The organism is Microbacterium sp. LjRoot205 (assembly GCF_056175745.1).
Genome location: NZ_JBGFFH010000001.1, coordinates 859,673 through 878,464 on the forward strand (window position 1 = coordinate 859,673; position 18,792 = coordinate 878,464).

At 68.9% G+C, this 18,792-nt stretch carries 19 protein-coding genes; 15 read left to right on the forward strand and 4 right to left on the reverse strand.

Translation table 11 applies throughout. The features are described 5' to 3' along the window. Positions 1 to 21 precede the first annotated feature (21 nt). Entirely contained in the window at positions 22 to 1,008 is a 987-nt protein-coding gene (tilS, locus tag AC04ME_RS04185; RefSeq protein WP_475433693.1) for a tRNA lysidine(34) synthetase TilS, read from the forward strand. 91 nt (positions 1,009 to 1,099) lie between these two features. On the opposite strand, the gene AC04ME_RS04190 is transcribed toward tilS, so the two are convergent. Beyond that, positions 1,100 to 1,690, reverse strand: coding sequence for a DUF937 domain-containing protein (locus tag AC04ME_RS04190; RefSeq protein ID WP_042536972.1), 591 nt, complete (start codon positions 1,688 to 1,690; stop codon positions 1,100 to 1,102). A gap of 139 nt (positions 1,691 to 1,829) precedes the next feature. On the opposite strand from AC04ME_RS04190, the gene hpt reads away from it, so the two are divergent. The 10 genes from hpt to AC04ME_RS04240 all read left to right on the forward strand — a co-directional run bounded on the left by hpt (position 1,830) and on the right by AC04ME_RS04240 (position 10,527). Further along, positions 1,830 to 2,381: a hypoxanthine phosphoribosyltransferase gene (hpt, locus tag AC04ME_RS04195; protein ID WP_042536974.1), complete on the forward strand. Its 552-nt coding sequence runs from the start codon at positions 1,830 to 1,832 to the stop codon at positions 2,379 to 2,381. Positions 2,382 to 2,462: 81 nt separating this feature from the next. Further along, on the forward strand, positions 2,463 to 4,463 hold the full coding sequence (gene ftsH, locus AC04ME_RS04200) for an ATP-dependent zinc metalloprotease FtsH (protein ID WP_042536976.1): 2,001 nt from the start codon (positions 2,463 to 2,465) through the stop codon (positions 4,461 to 4,463). 3 nt (positions 4,464 to 4,466) lie between these two features. Next, complete coding sequence (gene folE / locus AC04ME_RS04205; RefSeq protein ID WP_475433694.1) at positions 4,467 to 5,072, forward strand: GTP cyclohydrolase I; 606 nt, start codon at positions 4,467 to 4,469, stop codon at positions 5,070 to 5,072. Continuing rightward, entirely contained in the window at positions 5,069 to 5,869 is an 801-nt protein-coding gene (gene folP, locus AC04ME_RS04210) for a dihydropteroate synthase (protein WP_475433696.1), read from the forward strand. The genes folE and folP overlap by 4 nt, the downstream gene beginning before the upstream one ends. Positions 5,870 to 5,872: 3 nt before the next feature. Next, a complete protein-coding gene (gene folB, locus AC04ME_RS04215) occupies positions 5,873 to 6,265 on the forward strand; it encodes a dihydroneopterin aldolase (protein ID WP_475433697.1) in 393 nt (130 codons plus the stop codon). Continuing rightward, positions 6,262 to 6,801 (forward strand): 2-amino-4-hydroxy-6-hydroxymethyldihydropteridine diphosphokinase, encoded by a 540-nt coding sequence (gene folK, locus AC04ME_RS04220; RefSeq protein ID WP_475433698.1) that lies wholly within the window; start codon positions 6,262 to 6,264, stop codon positions 6,799 to 6,801. The genes folB and folK overlap by 4 nt, the downstream gene beginning before the upstream one ends. Continuing rightward, positions 6,798 to 7,277 carry a DUF3180 domain-containing protein gene (locus AC04ME_RS04225; protein WP_042536985.1) on the forward strand — a complete coding sequence of 160 codons (480 nt, stop codon included), beginning with the start codon at positions 6,798 to 6,800 and terminating at the stop codon, positions 7,275 to 7,277. Before folK ends, AC04ME_RS04225 begins: the two co-directional genes overlap by 4 nt. Continuing rightward, positions 7,231 to 7,827, forward strand: a complete 597-nt coding sequence (locus AC04ME_RS04230) for a PH domain-containing protein (protein ID WP_079112210.1) — start codon at positions 7,231 to 7,233, stop codon at positions 7,825 to 7,827. Before AC04ME_RS04225 ends, AC04ME_RS04230 begins: the two co-directional genes overlap by 47 nt. Then, positions 7,824 to 9,830 (forward strand): PH domain-containing protein, encoded by a 2,007-nt coding sequence (locus AC04ME_RS04235; protein ID WP_475433699.1) that lies wholly within the window; start codon positions 7,824 to 7,826, stop codon positions 9,828 to 9,830. Before AC04ME_RS04230 ends, AC04ME_RS04235 begins: the two co-directional genes overlap by 4 nt. Then, complete coding sequence (locus AC04ME_RS04240) at positions 9,823 to 10,527, forward strand: DUF2520 domain-containing protein (RefSeq protein ID WP_042536992.1); 705 nt, start codon at positions 9,823 to 9,825, stop codon at positions 10,525 to 10,527. Before AC04ME_RS04235 ends, AC04ME_RS04240 begins: the two co-directional genes overlap by 8 nt. A 2-nt stretch (positions 10,528 to 10,529) precedes the next feature. Here AC04ME_RS04240 and AC04ME_RS04245 read toward each other — a convergent pair whose 3' ends face one another. Next, positions 10,530 to 12,368: a DUF2207 domain-containing protein gene (locus AC04ME_RS04245; RefSeq protein WP_475433700.1), complete on the reverse strand. Its 1,839-nt coding sequence runs from the start codon at positions 12,366 to 12,368 to the stop codon at positions 10,530 to 10,532. A gap of 80 nt (positions 12,369 to 12,448) precedes the next feature. On the opposite strand from AC04ME_RS04245, the gene lysS reads away from it, so the two are divergent. Continuing rightward, on the forward strand, positions 12,449 to 13,975 hold the full coding sequence (lysS, locus tag AC04ME_RS04250; RefSeq protein ID WP_079112213.1) for a lysine--tRNA ligase: 1,527 nt from the start codon (positions 12,449 to 12,451) through the stop codon (positions 13,973 to 13,975). Here the strand turns inward: lysS and AC04ME_RS04255 are convergent. Next, positions 13,968 to 15,086 carry a DUF4192 family protein gene (locus AC04ME_RS04255; RefSeq protein ID WP_079112214.1) on the reverse strand — a complete coding sequence of 373 codons (1,119 nt, stop codon included), beginning with the start codon at positions 15,084 to 15,086 and terminating at the stop codon, positions 13,968 to 13,970. The genes lysS and AC04ME_RS04255 overlap by 8 nt on opposite strands. Positions 15,087 to 15,198: 112 nt before the next feature. Between AC04ME_RS04255 and AC04ME_RS04260 the strand changes: the two genes are divergently transcribed. From AC04ME_RS04260 to AC04ME_RS04270, 3 genes are all read left to right on the forward strand, one after another. Then, positions 15,199 to 15,372, forward strand: coding sequence for a hypothetical protein (locus AC04ME_RS04260; protein WP_164481682.1), 174 nt, complete (start codon positions 15,199 to 15,201; stop codon positions 15,370 to 15,372). 100 nt (positions 15,373 to 15,472) lie between these two features. Continuing rightward, entirely contained in the window at positions 15,473 to 16,933 is a 1,461-nt protein-coding gene (cls, locus tag AC04ME_RS04265; protein ID WP_042536999.1) for a cardiolipin synthase, read from the forward strand. A gap of 51 nt (positions 16,934 to 16,984) precedes the next feature. Next, a complete protein-coding gene (locus AC04ME_RS04270; RefSeq protein ID WP_475433701.1) occupies positions 16,985 to 17,725 on the forward strand; it encodes a hypothetical protein in 741 nt (246 codons plus the stop codon). A gap of 30 nt (positions 17,726 to 17,755) precedes the next feature. Here AC04ME_RS04270 and AC04ME_RS04275 read toward each other — a convergent pair whose 3' ends face one another. Continuing rightward, positions 17,756 to 18,754, reverse strand: a complete 999-nt coding sequence (locus AC04ME_RS04275; RefSeq protein WP_079112216.1) for a diacylglycerol/lipid kinase family protein — start codon at positions 18,752 to 18,754, stop codon at positions 17,756 to 17,758. Positions 18,755 to 18,792: the final 38 nt, after the last annotated feature.

The window sequence follows — 18,792 nt, forward strand, 5'->3', positions numbered from 1 at the left end:
CTCGTGATCTACCGTTGGTCTGTGCCGTCGCTATCACCCGCCATCGCCGAGATCCGCCTCGCCGTGCGCACCGCGCTCGCCGATCTGCCCGCGGGATCGACCGTCGTCGTCGCTCTCTCCGGGGGAGCGGACTCGCTCGCGCTCGCCGCGGCGACCGCGTTCGAAGCCCCCAAGCTCGGACTCCAAGCGGGGAGTCTCACGGTTGACCACGGTCTTCAGGACGGATCGGATGCTGTCGCCGCACGCGCCGCGCGAACGGCGGCGGCGCTGGGGCTCGACGCTCTCATCGTCCGGGTCGAGGTGGGCGAGGACGGCGGTCCGGAGGCCGCGGCCCGCGACGCGCGGTATCGGGTGCTGAAGGACGCTGCCGCGGATGCCGGCGCTTCAGCCGTGCTGCTCGGACACACGCTCGACGACCAGGCCGAGACGGTGCTGCTCGGTCTCGCTCGCGGATCCGGGGCGGCGAGCCTGCAGGGGATGGCGCCGGTGCGCGAAGACGACGACGGGCTGCGCTGGGTGCGGCCGTTGCTCGCGGTGCGGCGCGAGACCACACGAGCGTGCTGCACGGCATCCGACCTCGAGGTCTGGGACGACCCGCACAACGCAGACCAGCGATTCGCGCGGGTGCGTGTGCGCGACCGCGTGCTGCCGGTGCTCGAAGCGGAACTCGGCCCCGGCATCGCCGAGGCTCTGGCGCGCACGGCCGAACAGCTGCGGGAAGACGCCGAGGCGTTCGACGAGATGATCCACGAGACGATCGAGGACATCGTCGAGCATGCCGAGGCAGGGATCTCGGTCAGCGTCGCCGCTCTCGCCGCCAATCCGGCGGCTCTGCGCAATCGGATCATCCGACTGGTGGTCGACAGCGAGTTCGGGGTGAGCCTGACGCGCCTGCAGACTCTCGAGGTCGCGCGGCTCGCCACGGACTGGGCGGGTCAGGGACCCATCGACCTGCCGTCGTGCTCGGCGGCCCGGGTGGGCGGACGCATCGTCTTCACTGCGCGCTGAGTCGCAGCATCCCGCGACCCGCAGCGACGAGAGAACCCCTGCGGTCCCGTCCTCGGGGGCCGCAGGGGTTCTGGTCAGGCGGGGGCCGCTGCTACTTCTTGCCACCGAGCAGGCCCCCGAGCAGGTCTCCGATGCCGCCGCCACCCGAGGACTTTCCGCCGCCGAGGATGCCGCCGAGCAGGTCGCCGATGCCGCCGCCGCCCGACGAGCTGCCGCCGCCGAGGATCCCGCCGATCACATCGCCGATGCCGCCGCCACCCGACTGCGTCTCTGCAGCGTCGGGCTTCGCGGACTTGTCCTTCGTGGCGTTGGCGATCAGGCCCATCACGATCGGGGCGAGGATCGGGAGGAGCTTGCCGAAGTCGATGCCGGCGGTCTCCTTCGACTCCGTCAGCTTCTCGGTGACCTGCTTCTCGTCGTCGCCGAGGATGTGCGCGACGATCTTGCCACCATCGGCCTGATCGATGTCGTCGACCTTCGCCGCCCCGGCCTTGCCCTGGTGGCGCTTCAGAGCGTTCTCGATCGCCGCAGAGCCCTCCGCGGTGGACGCATTCTTGGCGAGGCCGCCGAGCAGCACCGCGCCGCCCTGTTCGACTGCCTCTTTGGCGACGTCGGGGGAGACTCCGAGCTTCGCGGCGATGTCGTCGATCGGGACCTGCGTGAGGATGTCGTCGAGTGCCATGTGTGAATCCTTCCGTCTGCGGGCCCACGCCCGTTCAAGCGTCACAGTAGTGCGGATGCCGAGCCTGTACCCGGAATTCTGGTGGAGGATCTGCGGATCCTGTGCGGGACCATGCCGGTGCGTCACCTAAAATCAATCCATGCGCGCCGCGGAGATCCAGGACGACCTTGCTCAGATCCTCGTCACAGAGGAGGAGATCATCGCCAAGCTCGATGAGCTCGCGACTCGGGTCGCGGCCGACTACGAGGGCAAGGAGATCATCCTCGTCGGCGTGCTCAAGGGCGCGGTCATGGTCATGGCCGACTTCGCACGTGCCCTCCCCTTCCACGCCCCGATGGACTGGATGGCGGTCTCGAGCTACGGCGCGAGCACCAAGTCGAGCGGCGTGGTGCAGATCCGCAAGGACCTCGACACCGACCTGAACGGCAAGCACGTGCTGATCGTCGAGGACATCATCGACTCGGGCCTCACCCTCAGCTGGCTGCTCGAGAACTTCGAGTCGCGCGGTGCGGAGTCGATCGAAGTGCTCGCACTGCTGCGCAAGCCGGAGGCCGCGAAGGTCGTCATCGACTGCAAGTACGTCGGCTTCGACATCCCCACCGACTTCGTCGTCGGCTACGGCCTCGACTACGACGAGCGTTACCGCAACCTGCGCGATGTCGCGGTGCTCGCTCCCCACGTCTACAGCTGATCGGCCGCTCGGGGCGCATCGCTACGCCGTGGGTGAACGCACAGCGGCCACCTAGGGCCCGCGCGATACGCTGATCCGACCATGGATGTCAAGAAGCTCACTCGGAATCCGCTGATCTACGTCGCTCTGATCGGTCTGCTGCTGTTCGGCGGCTTCCTGCTGATCTCGAACCTCGGCGCGCCGAAGCAGATCACGACCCAGGAGGGTCTGGAGCTGCTCTCCGGCAAGACGGTCACCGAGGTCGTGAACACCGACGGAGACCAGCGCGTCGACATGACCCTGTCGAAGGCGTTCGAGGGCTCGGAGAACGTTCAGTTCTACTACGTCGAGGCGCGCGCCGAAGAGGTCGTCTCGGCTATCAACGCCGCCGAACCGAAGGACGGCTTCAACGACGCCGTGCCGCGCGCGACGTGGTTCGACGGCATCCTCTCCCTTCTTCTTCCCCTCGTGCTGCTCGGCCTGCTGTTCTGGTGGCTGCTCTCGTCGATGCAGGGCGGCGGCAGCAAGGTCATGCAGTTCGGCAAGTCCAAGGCGAAGCTCGTCAACAAGGAGACGCCGACGGTCACCTTCGCCGACGTCGCCGGTGCAGACGAGGCGATCGAGGAGCTCCACGAGATCAAGGAGTTCCTCCAGGACCCGGCCAAGTTCCAGGCCATCGGCGCCCGCATCCCGAAGGGCGTGCTGCTGTACGGCCCTCCAGGAACCGGAAAGACGCTGCTCGCCCGCGCCGTCGCCGGAGAGGCCGGAGCCCCGTTCTACTCGATCTCGGGTTCTGACTTCGTCGAGATGTTCGTCGGTGTCGGCGCCTCCCGCGTCCGTGACCTGTTCAACCAGGCCAAGGAGAACGCGCCGGCGATCATCTTCATCGATGAGATCGACGCCGTCGGTCGCCACCGCGGCGCCGGCATGGGCGGCGGAAACGACGAGCGCGAGCAGACGCTCAACCAGATGCTCGTCGAGATGGACGGCTTCGACCCGAACGCGAACGTCATCGTGATCGCGGCGACCAACCGCCCCGACATCCTCGACCCGGCTCTCCTGCGCCCCGGCCGCTTCGACCGCCAGATCGGCGTCGACGCCCCCGACCTGCGCGGGCGTCAGAAGATCCTCGAGGTGCACAGCAAGGGCAAGCCGCTGTCGAAGAGCGTCGACCTCGAAGTCGTCGCCCGCAAGACCCCCGGCTTCACCGGAGCGGATCTCGCGAACGTCCTCAACGAGGCCGCACTGCTGACCGCTCGCTCGAACGCGCAGCTGGTCGACAATCGCGCCCTCGATGAGGCCATCGACCGCGTGATCGCCGGCCCCCAGCGTCGCACCCGCGTGATGAAGGACAAGGAGAAGCTCATCACCGCGTACCACGAGGGCGGTCACGCTCTCGCTGCGGCGGCGATGAACTACACCGACCCCGTCACGAAGATCACGATCCTGCCCCGAGGCAAGGCTCTCGGCTACACGATGGTGCTGCCGCTCGACGACAAGTACTCCATCACCCGCAACGAGCTGCAGGACCAGCTGACCTACGCCATGGGCGGTCGCGTCGCCGAGGAGATCGTGTTCCACGACCCGACCACCGGCGCCTCGAACGACATCGAGAAGGCGACGTCGATCGCTCGCAAGATGGTGCTCGAGTACGGCATGACCACCCAGGTCGGACCGGTCAAGCTCGGCAGCGAGGGCGGCGAGCCCTTCGCCGGTCGCGACATGGGCAGGGGACGCGAGTACTCCGAGAGGGTCGCCGAGCGGGTGGACGCAGAGGTGCGCGCGCTCATCGAGCAGGCTCACAACGAGGCCTACGAGGTCATCAGCGCCAACCGGGACATCCTCGATCGCCTCGCTCTGTCGCTGCTCGAGGAGGAGACCCTCGATCACAACCAGATCGCGGAGATCTTCACCGAGGTGAAGAAGCTCCCCGAGCGTCCGCTGTGGCTCTCGAGCGAGGACCGCCCCGTCTCGGAGCGGCCTCCGATCGAGGTCCCGAAGAAGGACGTCTCGCTGGTGGCTTCGGTCGAAGCGCCCACTTCGGCTCCCCGCACGCAGCCCGGATCGGCGGGAGCCGGCCAGGCTCGACCCGCGACGGCCTGACCCGTGTCTGTCGACCGCGCGCGTGTCGAACGGCTCACCAGGGAACTGCTCGAGGCGATCGGCGAAGACCCTGATCGTCCGGGACTGAAGCAGACACCGACCCGCTTGGGCGATCTCTATGCGGAGTTCTTCGCGGGCGTGGGAGAGGACCCGGCGGCTCCGCTCGCGCACACGATCAGCGTCGCTCGGGGTCCTGCTCCCGACACCCTCCCGTCGGGTGCCGTGCTGCTGAGAGACATCCGCTTCCGGTCGGTGTGCGAGCACCACCTGCTGCCGTTCGCCGGGCGTGCGCACATCGCCTATCTGCCGGGGGAGCAGGTCGTCGGACTCGGAGCGCTCGTGCGCGTGGTCGAGATCCTCGCCGGTCGCCCTCAGGTGCAGGAGCGCCTGGGCGAGCAGATCGCCGACACGATCGCCGAGCATCTCGACACCCGTGGCGTGCTCGTGGTGCTCGACGCGAGCCACGGCTGCGTGACCATGCGCGGTGGACGACAGCCGGAGGCCTCGACGCTCACGATCGCCGCCAGGGGCGAGTACACCGAGCCGATCGCACGGGCCGAGCTCGTCGCGCTGATCGGGGCGTCGGGCTCGGGGATGGCGCACGGATGACAGGCATCTGGGGCATCGTCAACGTCACGCCCGACTCGTTCAGCGACGGCGGCCGCTATCTCGACGTCGATCGGGCAGTCGAGCACGGCCTGCGGCTGCGGGCCGACGGAGCCACCGTGCTCGACGTCGGCGGCGAGTCGACCAGGCCCGGCGCCGAGCGGGTGGGAGTCGAGGTCGAGCAGGAGCGCGTGCTTCCGGTCATCGAGCGCCTCGTCGCGGCCGGAGCGCCCGTGAGCATCGACACCATCAACGCCTCCACCGCCGCGGCAGCCGTGCGTGCGGGGGCACGGATCGTCAACGATGTCTCCGGCGGACTGGCCGACCCCGAGATGCTCGCGGCGGTCGCAGAATCCGGCGCCGACTACGCGATCGGTCACTGGCGCGGCTTCCCATCCGACATGTATGCGCACGCCGAGTACCGTCGTGCCGCCCGCGAGGTCGCGGGGGAGCTGCACGAGCGCATGGGCGAGGCCGCGGCATCCGGCATCGCGCCGTCGCGACTGATCGTCGATCCGGGCATCGGGTTCTCGAAGAAGGGCGGCCAGAACTGGGGCGTGCTGCGCGGTCTCGACGAGATCGTCGCCCTCGGACCCCGCGTGCTCGTCGGCACCTCTCGGAAGAGGTTCCTCGCGGAGAGCATCGCCGCAGACCCGGCGACCGTCTCCGAAGCGCGACGGGACCTCGCGACGGCCGTCACGAGCGCGCTCGCCGCTCGCGCCGGAGTCTGGGCCGTCAGGGTGCACGATGTCGGCGCCACTCGCGATGCCCTGGCCATCGTGCATGCCTGGGAGGGGTAGACCATGGATGTCCTCGACGAGATCGTCCTGACAGGACTCACCGTGTTCGGTCGGCACGGCGTCTACGACCACGAGCGCGAGAACGGCCAGGAGTTCACGATCGACCTTCGCCTCAAGATGCCCCTGAACGACGCGGCGGCATCGGACGATGTGGCCGACACCGTGCACTACGGAGAGCTCGCAGAGAAGGTCGCCGAGGTCGTCGCGGGCGAGCCGGTGAACCTCATCGAGACGCTCGCGGAGCGCATCGCCGCCGTCGCGCTCACCGACCCTCGGGTGCACTCGGTCACCGTCACCGTGCACAAGCCGCACGCCCCGATCCCGCTCACGTTCTCCGATGTCGCCGTCACGGTGCACCGGGCGCGGCAGCGATCCGCCGAGGAGGCATCGCGATGAGTCGCAACCTGGCCAACCCGCCGAGCCTGCCTGGCCCCCGACCCGGGCGGGAGGAGGCCGTGGCCGTCGTCGCCTTCGGCGCGAACCTCGGCGATCGCGAAGACACGATCCGCGCCGCAGCCGAGCGCATCGCGCGGCTGCCGCTGGTCAGAGACGTGCGTCTGTCGTCGCTGTTCGAGACGGTGGCGCTGCGGCTCGACGGGCCTGATCCGGATGCCCCCGGATACGCGAACGCGGTCGCGCTGGTGACCACGCGCCTCGCCCCGTCGATCCTGCTCGGCATGCTGCACGCGATCGAGGACGAGCACGGACGTGAGCGCCATGAGCGCTGGGGCGATCGAACCCTCGACCTCGACCTGATCGCATACGGCGACGAGTCGGCCGACGGCGATGGTCTGCAGCTGCCGCACCCTCGTGCCTTCGAGCGGCTGTTCGTGCTCGAACCGTGGCTCGAGCTCGACAGTGACGCCGTGCTGCCAGGCAGAGGTCGCGTGGCCGAGCTCGTCGCCGGGCTGCGTCGCCGGGAGCGCTCATGAAGCGCACCTCGCTCGGACTCCTCGCGGTCCTCGCAGTGCTCGCCACGGCCGGGGGCTTCGTCCTCGACCACATGCTGACGGCGATGGGCCGCACGACCTTCACGCCGTCACTGCTCCTGCCCGTCTTGCTGCTGCTCATCGCGGGGGCCTCGCTGGGGGTCGCCTGGCCGGTGCGTGCGAGCGTTCGCAACGGCATCCGCATCGATCCGTTCCGCGCGACCCGTGCGGTGACGCTCGCCCGCGCATCGAGCCTGGTCGGGGCGATCATGGCCGGGTTCGGTGCGGGGCTGCTGGCGTTCCTTCTCTCCAGGCCGATCGATCCCCCGGTAGGGTCGACTGTGGCGATGGTGGCACTGATCGGAAGCGCGATCGTGCTCGCGGTCGTCGCGCTCATCGCCGAACAGTTCTGCACCCTGCCGAAGGATCCTGATGACTCAGAACCCAGAGATCGAGCCGGGGACCCCGGCACCGCTTAGTTCGACGGAGGTCACCGATCTCGCTGCCCTCGACCAGGGCACCTACTCGCAGCTGCGCACCGTGCGCAACGAGGCGAGGCTGGAGCTCGACGGAACCTGGCATCAGATCTCGCCGCGCTACGTGGTCTCGCAGGTCCTTCAGAATCTGATCTTCGTCGCGTTCGTGCTGGCGGCCGCCCTCGTGCTGGCGCTGGTGCTCGACCAGACCTGGGTGTGGATCCCGGCAGGCGTCATCGTGCTCATCACCCTGATCACGCTGGTGATCCTCCCCCGGCAGGCCAAGGCGATCGGGTACATGCTCCGCGACGACGACATCGTCTTCCGCAAGGGCATCCTCTGGCAGCGCATGATCGCGGTGCCGTACGGCCGCATGCAGCTCGTCGACATCACGCAGGGGCCCCTCGACCGGGCCTTCGGCGTCTCGCAGCTCAAGATGGTCACCGCCGCCGCGACGACAGGCGTGCAGATCCCCGGACTCGCCCAGGCTGCTGCCGAGGCGCTGCGCGACACCCTGATCGCCGTCGCCGAGACCCGCCGGACGGGCCTGTGAGCGATCAGTCCTTCCCATCGCCCCCGGCACCGGCCGAATCCCCGGAGCGGGACGCGACCCTCGCCGACGGCGAGTGGCACCGGATGCACCCGCTCACCCCGCTCTTCAAGGGCGGGCTGGCGCTCATCATCATCGCGGGTATCGCGATCGCCAACCTGCGTGATCGGCTCATCGCCTGGTTCGTCGAGTTCTTCACTCCCGATGAGGTGCATTACGACGACTACTCGGGCGGGGATCCCGTCGACTGGGTCTTCGAGAACAACCTGCTCATCGTGGTGCTGCTCAGCGTGCTGGCGCTCGTCGCCGTGCTCGTGCTCGTCTTCTGGTTCGTGTGGCGGTTCCAGCAGTTCCGGATCACCGGCGATCATGTCGAGGTGCGCAAGGGCATCGTCTTCCGCTCGCACCGGCGCGCACCGCTCGATCGGGTTCAGGGCGTCAACCTCACCCGCCCGTTCCCCGCGCGCATCATCGGACTCGCGAAGCTCGAGGTCGTCGGGGCGGGCACAGACTCCAACGTCGAGCTCGAGTACCTCGCGACGCCGCGCGCAGAGGCGGTGCGGACCGACATCCTGCGTCTCGCCTCGGGTGCGCGCGCCGCGCGACTCACGGCCGCGGATGCCGCGGCCGGACCACGGTCGTCCGCTGCCGGCTCCCCGCAGGAGACGCCCGGCTCGGCGCGAGCACAGCTCGTCGGCTCGATGAACGCCGGGGTCAACGATCTCATCAGCGGCGTCGACCTCGCTGATGTCGAACCCGAGAGCGTCGTCAAGATCCCCACGGGGCGCCTGGTCGGATCCCAGCTCGTCTCGAGTCTGCTCTGGGTCGTCTTCTTCGGAGTGATCTTCGGGGTGACCGTCGGAGGCATCGCGATCGGCTCCCTGATCGACGGCGATCCGATCGGCGGGTTCCTCGGCCTCGGCATCACGCTGGGCATCGGGATCCCCATGATCATCGCGATCGTCGGAATCACCTGGGCGCAGATCTCGAAGTCGCTGCGCTATTCGATCGCTCCGACGCCCGATGGCGTGCGGATCACCTACGGTCTGCTGACGACCGTGACCGAGACGCTGCCGCCGGGGCGCATCTTCGCCGTGGAGGTCACGCAGTCGCTGCTGTGGCGTCCGTTCGGCTGGTGGACCATCAGGATCAACCGCATGAGCGGCAAGAGCGCCGCGCAGCAGTCGTCGGGCTCCGCACAGCAGTTCAACGTCGTGCTTCCTGTCGGCAAGCGCGCCGATGTCGAACGGGTGCTCGCCCTGATCCTCCCGGATGCTCCGGTCGCCGACATCCCGCTCGTCTGGGAGCACGGCATCCTCGGTCCGGTCGAGGGCGATCCCTATCGGACGATGCCGCGGCGCGCATGGTGGCGCCGACCGGTGTCGTGGAAGCGGCACGGCTTCGCGCTGACCGAGTTCGGACTGCTGCTCAGGCGCGGAGTCGTCTGGCGCAAGCTGGCCATCTTCCCGCTGGCACGACTGCAGGGCGTGTCGCTCTCTCAGGGACCGATCGATCGCGCGCAGCGTGTCTCAGGTGCGCAGGTGCACTCCGTGCAGGGCCTCATCACGGGGTATCTGTCGGGTCTCGAGCGCGACGACGCTCTGTATCTCCTCGATGGCGTGAGCTCGGCAGCGGTCGCCGCCGCAGCGCGCGATCACACCCATCGATGGGGTGAGTACGTGACGGATGCCGAGGGGGCGCAGGTTCCCGGGTACCCGGGCGCCGGGGCGGACACCGCGGCTCCCGATCTCGCGGCTCCCGTTCCTCCGCCTCCCGCGCCGCCTGCTGCTCCGGTCGGTTCTCCGACCGGGCCTCCGGCACCTCCTGCGGCTCCGGCGCCTCCGGCACCTCCTGCGGCTCCGCAGGCGCCTCTTGCTCGGCCGGCCGTGGCTCCGGCACCGCCCGCGCCGCCGGTCTCGCCGCCTCCTGCGTCACCGGTCTCGCCGCCTCCTGCGCCGCCCGTCTCTCCGGCACCTCCGGCGCCGCCGGCTCCGAACGGTGAGTGATCCGCTGCGCCGTGACGGGCGCCTCGGGGTCGGCATCATCGGGGCCGGGCGCGTGGGGCCCGTCATCGGTGCGGCTCTCGCCGGAGCGGGACACGCGATCACGGGAATCACCAGCGGCTCGGACGATGACCGGGCATCAGCAGTGCTGCCGGACGTGCCGATCCTCGATGCTCTCGAGGTCGTGCGTCGCAGCGAGCTCGTCGTGGTGGCCGTGCCGCATGACCAGCTGCCCGCTCTGATCACCGGCATCGCCGAGGTCGGAGGATGGCAGCTCGGCCAGCTCGTGCTGCACACCGACCCCGGTCACGGCATCGAGGTGCTGCGGCCTGCTGCCGCGAGCGGAGCCATCCCGCTCGCTGTGCATCCGGCGATCGCCTTCACGGGCACCTCGGTCGATCTGCGGCAGCTGCAGGCGAGCTATGCGGCGGTCACCGCTCCCGCCGCAGTGCTGCCCATCGCGCAGGCCCTGGCCGTCGAGATGGGGTGCGAGCCGGTGGTGATATCGGAGGCGGATCGTGAGGCCTATGCCGACGCGATCCAGACCGTCACCGAGTTCTCGCGCTCGATCATCGCGCAGTCCACCTCGCGCCTCGGCGAACTCGGCATCGAGAACCCGGGCGGCTATCTCTCTGCACTCGTGCAGTCGACCGTCGAGCGGGCGCTCCGAGACGCGTCCGGCCCGCAGCCGCTCCTCTGAGGTCAGCGACCGCCCGAGAAGCCGCCGCCCCCGCCGCCGCCCGAGAAGCCGCCGCCGAACGATCCGCCTGCGCTCGACGAGCTGCTGGCGCTCGGCGCCGAGTACGTCGCGGAAGCCTGCGAAGAGGCGGCGAATGCGATGAGCTGGCCGTGGACGAACGGCGTGCTGGGGTCGCCGATCCACGTCGCCCCGCGCTGCTCGAAGGCGTACACCTGCTCGAGCAGGGCTCCCCATTCGTTCTCCATGCCGAACAGCATCGCGTAGGGGAGCAGGCGCTCGTAGACGACGATCACGTTCGCGCTGCCGTCCTGTCGCCGCTCGGCGCCGGAGTACGACTGGAGCATCTGCAGCCGATCGGCTTCAGCGACGCGGATGAACTCCCGCACGCCCATGAGGTACTCGTACTGCCGAGCCCCTTCGGCAGAGAGCACCGTGTGCCTCGAGAAGCTGTAGAAGGATGACAGGAAGACGAGGAACGCTCCGAAGGCGATCGCCACGAACGCGGGAATCGCCGAGACCCTCCCCGCGATTATTCCCGACATGCCCAGGGCGAAGCCGACCAGCACGATGCCGATCGCGCACCACTGCACGATCATCGCGCCCCTGCTGCGGGCCTTCGTGGTGAGCCCGCGTGAGACAGCCGCCTCGATGCCGTGCTGCGACAGGGTCTTCATGCGAGCGGCGAACTCCTCGCTCGCGTGGGGGAGTTCGGCGACCCCCGCGGAGTCCGCGCCGGCGAACAGCGCGTCCAGCGCCTCGACATCGAGCTGGTCGGGGATCCGGCCACCCGGAAGGCGCCGCAGCCGCGGCTGTTCGGCGTCCGTCCCCTCTTCGATGCGGAGCGTGCCGCGCACAGCGAGGTGGATGATCTCGGCCGGGATCGGATCCTTGGCTCCGGGCACGATCGCGGCGGCGAGCAGCGGCGGCAGGGAGTCCGGCACGTCGTACTGGGCCACGATGATGCCGCTGGCCTTGCGCCGGTTCCTCTTGAAGGCAGAGACGGTGAACCAGCTGGCGACCGAGAGCGCGAGTCCACCGAGCGCGGCGACAGCGGGCACTGTGTCGGTCACGGGGTTGGGCTGCCGAGCCGAGGGCTGCGCGGCGGTGTTCGACTCGAATCCGACGGCGATCGTGATGCCCTCGCCGGGGGAGAGCTCCTTCGCCTCGACACTGAGCTGCGAGCCGTCCGAGGATGCGATCAGATCGCACTCGTCTGTCGAGCCCTGGTAGCCGGCGTAGCAGCGCGCGTCGCCGGTCATCCGATCCGTCATCGCCTCGTCGAACGCGACCTCAGCATGGAAGGCCTCGATGCGCTGAGTGCTGTCGAGCGGCAGCAGGTCCCAGTAGAACTCGTCGACGCCGGAGTCGGCGGCGAGGATCACGTCGCGCATCTCGTATTCGATGACGTAGGTCGTGAGTCCGCGCACGTAGTCGTCGTCGCCGGTGAGGACCAGCAGCAGTCCGTCCTCGTTCTCGGTCTCGTACGGCACGTCGGCCCCGGTCTCGTCGGTCACGGACAGCACACGCGGATCGAGCCACGCATTCTCGTAGCTGGTAGGCAGTCCGCGGACGATCCCCTTGTTCTGGTCGATGTCGGGGAAGCGCGCCGTGAGGGTCTCGGTGACGTGCATGCGGGCGCGCCCGTCGTCGTCGAGCCCCACCTCGTAGCGCGCGTCCCACGACGCGTACGCGAAGTCGTCGACATCGGCGCGGACCGCCGTCGCACCGGACGCGGGGGCCGCGGGCGGCGCTGCTGCGGCAGCGGGAGCCGCTGACATGAGCAGCGCAGCGGCGGTGAGACCGGTCGTGACGAGAACGTGGGCGAGTTTGGTGGCTGCCATGCTTCGAGGCTACCCAGACTCGACCGCGGGGTGAGGGACGCGACCTCGGTAAACTGGACACGACTTTCAAGGAGCCCCGAATGACTGACGCGTCTGCCGCGCCCGACACGACCACCGCCGCCACCGAAGAAGACGTGCACGAGCAGAAGGCCGTGCGCCTGGCCAAGCGCGAGCGTCTGGTCGCGAACCGAGCGGACGCCGGCGGGGGAGCCTTCCCGGTCAGCGTGCCCGTGACCCACCAGATCCCCGCGCTGCGCGCCGAGTACGACGAGCTCGAAGCCGGTGCCGAGACGGGTGTCGTCGTCGGCGTCGCCGGTCGCGTGGTCTTCAGCCGCAACACCGGCAAGCTGTGCTTCGCGACGTTGCAGGCCGGCGACGGCTCGCGGATCCAGGCGATGATCTCGCTCGCGAACGTCGGGGAGGAGTCGCTCGCCGACTGGAAGGAGTACGTCGACCTCGGTGATCACGTGTTCGTGCACGGCGAGGTGATCTCCAGCCGCCGAGGCGAGTTGTCGATCATGGCCGATGCGTGGGCGATCGCCTCGAAGGCGATCCTGCCGCTGCCCAATGCCTACTCCGAGCTCAGCGAGGAAGGGCGTGTGCGCAGCCGCTACCTCGATCTGATCGTCCGCGAGCAGGCGCGTACGACCGTGCGCGCCCGCGCCGCGGTCAACGCGAGCCTCCGGGCGACGTTCGGCAGCCACGACTATCTCGAGGTCGAGACGCCCATGCTGCAGGTGCAGCACGGTGGAGCATCCGCTCGTCCGTTCGTCACGCACTCGAACGCCTTCGACACCGAGCTCTATCTGCGCATCGCGCCCGAGCTCTACCTGAAGCGCGCCGTCGTCGGGGGCATCGAGCGGGTGTACGAGATCAACCGCAACTTCCGCAACGAGGGCGCCGACTCGACGCACAGCCCGGAGTTCGCGATGCTCGAGGCCTACCAGGCCTACGGCGACTACAACCAGATGGCCGCCCTGACGCAGGAGCTCGTGCAGCAGGCGGCGATCGCGGTGGCCGGTTCGACCACGGTGACCTGGGCCGACGGCACCGAGTACGACCTCGGCGGCGAATGGGATCGCATCTCGATGTACGAGTCGCTGTCGGCGGCCTCCGGTCGCACGATCACGCCGAGCGACTCGGTCGAGGACCTGATCGCGTTCGCCGAGACGAACGGTGTGGACCTGCCCGCTCAGGCTACGCACGGCAAGCTGGTCGAAGAACTGTGGGAGCACTTCGTGAAGGGCGACCTCGTGCGGCCCACCTTCGTGATGGACTTCCCCGTCGACACCTCGCCGCTCGTGCGCGAGCACCGCTCGATCGAGGGCGTGGTGGAGAAGTGGGACCTGTACATCCGCGGCTTCGAGCTGGCGACCGGGTACTCCGAGCTCGTCGACCCCGTCATCCAGCGCGAGCGCTTCGTCGAACAGGCGAAGCTCGCCGCTCGGGGAGATGTCGAGGCGATGCCCGTCGACGAGGAGTTCCTGCGGGCACTCGAGCACGGCATGCCGCCGTCCGGGGGAATGGGCATGGGGATCGATCGCCTGCTGATGGCGATCACGGGGCTCGGCATTCGCGAGACCATCCTGTTCCCGCTGGTCAAGTAGCGGGCGTCGCGCCGCGTCTGAACGCCCACTCCGGAAGCATCGCCGCGTTGATCATCGTCTCGAGCAGGGCGGCGAGGCCGTATTCGGGGTCGATCGCCCGCACGAGATCGAGGTACTGCCCGGCGTGACTCGATCGGCCGAGCGCCCACGAGAGCCATGCCGCAGCGGTGAGCGGTGCGGGCCTGGTGTCTCGCGGCGCGAGCGCTGCGGCGGTCCGGACGAGTGAGAGGGCGACCCCGAGCCGCTCCGGATCGGGAGTGGGCCCTCGACCGAGGAAGACCTCGCCGAGGTCGTCCGGCACCGTGGAACCGGAGTCGGCGAAGGTGAGCTGCGCCTCGAGTGTGCGTTCGCCGCCGTGGACATCGGTCGCCCACTGCGTCAGTGCCACATCTCGGAACAGCGGGCGTTCGAGGCACCAGAGGAGTGCGGCGGTGGCGAACGGCGGCAGATCATCGGGTGACGCGAGCACGGCTTCGAAGAATGCCGGGATGTCTTCGAGGAGCACGAGCGCAGCGATCGCCTGAGGGTTCTCGGCGCCCGTCGGCCCGGCCTCTCCGCCCCGCGCGAGGAGGTCGGTGACGTCACGCAGCGCTCGCCCCACCCTCTCTCTGTCGGCGAAGCCTGCCGTCGGCAGAACAGCGCCGGCACGCTGGTCGCCTGAGACGTCGCCGACGCCGGGCACCTCGGGGGCCGTGCGATCGAGAGCGCGGAGCTGCGGGTCGTCGACGAGATAGCTCGACCAGCCGCCGGGGGTCACGCAGAGCGCGTCCACGATTCGCAGTCCCGCGTCCTCCGCGCGCCCGAGGAGTTCGTCGACCTCCACGGCGAAAGGAAGGACGAGCCCATCGCGCGTCTTCTGCGCAGCCTCGTCCGTGTAGACGACGAGGGCGACCGCATCCGTTCGCTCGACTCGTGAGACCAGACCGACCGCGGCATCCGCGTAGTCCTCGAGCTCGACGTCGTCGCGGGGGAGGTCGAGTCTCATCGCACCGTAGGTGCGTGTGCCTCGGAACGGCAGCAGGACGAGGCTCTCGGTCGGGGTGAAGCCTGCGAGGGAGGGGACGATGCTGAGGAACTCAGCGGAGCCGGAAGCACGGAGCAGTGTTGTCATCCGGCGAGTCTCATCGCACCGCTGTCGTGACGGTCCGATTCCACAGCGCCGATCGTCGATCAGCTGCAGGCCCCCGAGTGTGGAGGAGCAGTGGGTCGCGTACCATGGAGCCATGGAGAACTTCTGGCTCGCAGCCGCATGGTCGATCATCCCGACCATCGGGGTGAGCGTCGTGTTCTTCTTCGTGCTCCGCGGAATCCTGCGGTTCGATCGCACCGAACGCAAGGTGCACGCACGGATCGAGGCCGAGGAGCGGGCCGCGCGCGGTCTGCCGCCGCGCTCCTGAGCGGCGTCGGCACCATCGGCTACTGTGTAGCCAGCGCACCGTCCGCGGTGCCCACTGACGCGCCCGGCGTCGCAGTGCCGACCGGCCGAGAGGACGAGGGATGACGCCCGAGATCTGGGCTTGGTGGACCGCGGCGTTCCTGATCGCCCTCGACCTGACGATCCGCATCACGGCGATCATCGTGATCCCGCGCAACCGGCGACCCACTGCGGCGATGGCGTGGCTGCTCGCGGTCTTCTTCATCCCGTTCATCGGCGTCTTCCTCTTCCTGCTCATCGGGAACCCGCGCCTGCCGCGCGCCCGCCGCCGCAAGCAGGATCAGATCAACGAGTACATCGCCGAGACGAGCGAGCACCTGCACTTCGGCACCCTGCGACCGGATGCGCCGAGCTGGTTCCCCCCGCTCGTCGAGATGAACCACAGGCTCGGAGCGCTGCCGATCTCGGGGGACAACGGCGCGCATCTGATCGCGGACTATCAGGAGTCGCTGGACGCGATGGCCGACGAGATCCGCAAGGCCGAGGACTACGTCCACATCGAGTTCTACATCCTCCAGGCCGACGCCTCGACAGACAACTTCTTCCGCGCGATGGAAGAGGTCGCAGAGCGCGGCGTGCACGTCCGCGTGCTCCTCGACCACTGGGCGAACAGATGGAAGCCGAAGTATCGGCAGACCGTCAGGCGGCTCGATCGCATGGGCGCGAACTGGCATCTGATGCTTCCGGTGCAGCCGCTGAAGGGGCGCATGCAGCGGCCCGACCTGCGCAACCACCGCAAGCTCCTCGTCGTCGACGGCAAAGTAGCCTTCCTCGGCTCGCAGAACGTCACGGACTCGACCTACAACCTGCCCAAGAACATCAAGCGCGGTCTGCACTGGGTCGACCTCATGGTCCGCATCGACGGCCCCGTCGTGCTGAGTGTGAACGCCATCTTCCTCAGCGACTGGTACAGCGAGACCGACGAGGTCCTGCAGGAGATCGACATCTCGCACGCCGAGACCGGGTCGGGAGATCTCGACTGCCAGGTCGTGCCGTCGGGGCCCGGGTTCGAGGTCGAGAACAACCTGCGTCTCTTCCTCGGGCTGCTCTACGCGGCCAAAGAGAAGATCATGATCGTCAGCCCGTACTTCGTGCCGGATGAAGCGCTGCTGCTCGCCGTCACCGCCGCGGTCGACCGTGGAGTCGCGGTCGAGCTGTTCGTCTCCGAAGAGGGAGACCAGGCGATGGTCTATCACGCGCAGCGCAGCTACTACGAGGCGCTGCTCAAGGCCGGGGTGCGGATCTGGATGTACCGCAAGCCCTACATCCTGCACACGAAGAGCCTCACCATCGACGACCAGGTCGCCGTGATCGGCTCGAGCAACATGGACATGCGTTCGTTCGGTCTGAACCTCGAGGTGTCGATGCTGGTGCGGGGCGAGGAGTTCGTCTCCGAGATGCGCGCCGTCGAAGACGTCTACCGCTCCCTCAGCAGGGAGCTGACTCTCGAGGAGTGGATGCAGCAGCCTCTGCGCTCGACCGTCCTCGACAACCTTGCGCGCCTCACCTCGGCGCTGCAGTAGGGCGGCAAGGCGGGGGTGCCCTCCGCAGACCGCGGCCGGTACCCTGTGTGCATGGAATCCCCATCGCGTGTCATCGCCGCACTCTCGTCCTTGGCCGCCGTGCTGCTCGTCGCAGGGTGCACGATCGGTCCTGGGGCCACCGGGTCGCAGGCGACCTCGAACCCCTCGAGCGGGCCCGGCCAGAGCACGGACGACTCGGATGACGTCGAAGGCACGCTGCTCGACGACGGCCGGATGTTCGCCGTCGTCACCTGGGGATCCTCCACCTGCGTTCCGCAGGTCGACACGGTGACGGCCGAAGGGCAGACCGTCTCGGTGACTCTCGTCGAGCCGGAGTCCGAGGGAGACGGCGAGAAGGCATGCACGGCCGACCTGGCGTCGCGTGCGAGCGTCGGTGCGCTGCCGGAAGGTGTCGACCCGACGAAGGAGATCACCCTGCAGGTGACCTACGGCGACGTCGTCGACGACGTCGATCTCGACGGCGACCCCTCGTTCACCGGCACTCCCGGCTCGTCGACCGAGTACGCGCCCACCGCCGGCTGGTTCGACGACGGCTCGCTGGTCCTGCTCACCTGGGGCTCGTCGAGCTGCGCCCCCGTGGTCGAGGATCTCGAGGGCTCTGGCGCCTCGGGCACGGCGACTTTCGCGACCGACGACGACCAGGTGTGCACCATGGACATGGCGCCGCGTGCGACGATCCTGGAGTTCGGCGAAGATGCCGTCGATGACGACGCCTTCACTCTCACGCTCCTCGGCGGCGGCCTCGACGGCACGGTCGAGGTACGGGGCTGACGCAGCAGTCGGACGCCCGAGCCGCAGCGATCAGAACGACGCGACCGGATGGTCGGCGGGAAGGGCCAGCAGGAGCGCCCCGGGGTCGACGCGGCAGGTGATGCGCACCGCGGTCCCGAACTCATCGCCGTCGAGTTCGATCGGGGTGGGAGAGGTCACGGCCGCTTCGGCGGCGGCTCCGCGGAAGTAGTGCACCGAGGCATCCCGGCCCCGACGTTCGAGCACCCGGCGACCGGCGCGTGAGCGCCGCAGCACCGAGTTGTCCCACCAGATCTTGCGCCAGACCCCGAGCCAGCCCCACATGCCGGTGGGCTGGATCACGGCGACGTCGAGCACGCCGTCGGTGATCGACGCGTCGGGGATCAGAGAGATGCCCGCCGGCAGAGTGCCGCAGTTGGCGAACAGGATGCTGTGCACCTTGGTCGAGTGCAGGCGGCCGTCGTCGATCTGGAACACGGAGCGGAACGGCTCGGCGGTCACGAGCGACCTCGCGGCTCCGTCGACGTAGGCGATCCATCCCACCGACTTCTTCAGGTCTGGGCGGGTGTTGGCGATCATGTCGGCATCCAGCCCGACGCCCGCGAGAACGACGTAGGCGTGCTCCTCGTGCTCGCCGTTCTCCCGCGTCAGGCGCGCCCAGCCGATGTCGATCGCGTGGCGGAACTCGCCCAGCGCCGCGCGGATCATCTCGTCCGGGTCGGCCAGCGGGAGCCCCAGGTTGCGCGCCAGCAGATTTCCGGTGCCGCTCGGCAGGATCGCGAGTGGCACCCCGGTGTTCGCGATGGCTTCGGAGACCGCGCGCACCGTGCCGTCTCCGCCGGCCACGAGCACGACATCCACGGCGCGGGCGAGGGCTTGGGCCGTCGCAGCCTGGCCGGGGTCTTCGATCGTTGTCGGATAGAAGGCCGGGTGCTCCCACCCTGCCTCGCTCGAGAGCGCGCGGACTCTGGCCCGCAGATGCTTCTCGTCGACTTTGATCGGGTTGTAGATGAGCGCCGCCTGGCGTCGGCCGGTGGCGCTCGTGGTCATGGCGCTACTCTAACCCGGGCGTCGACCCACCCGGTCGC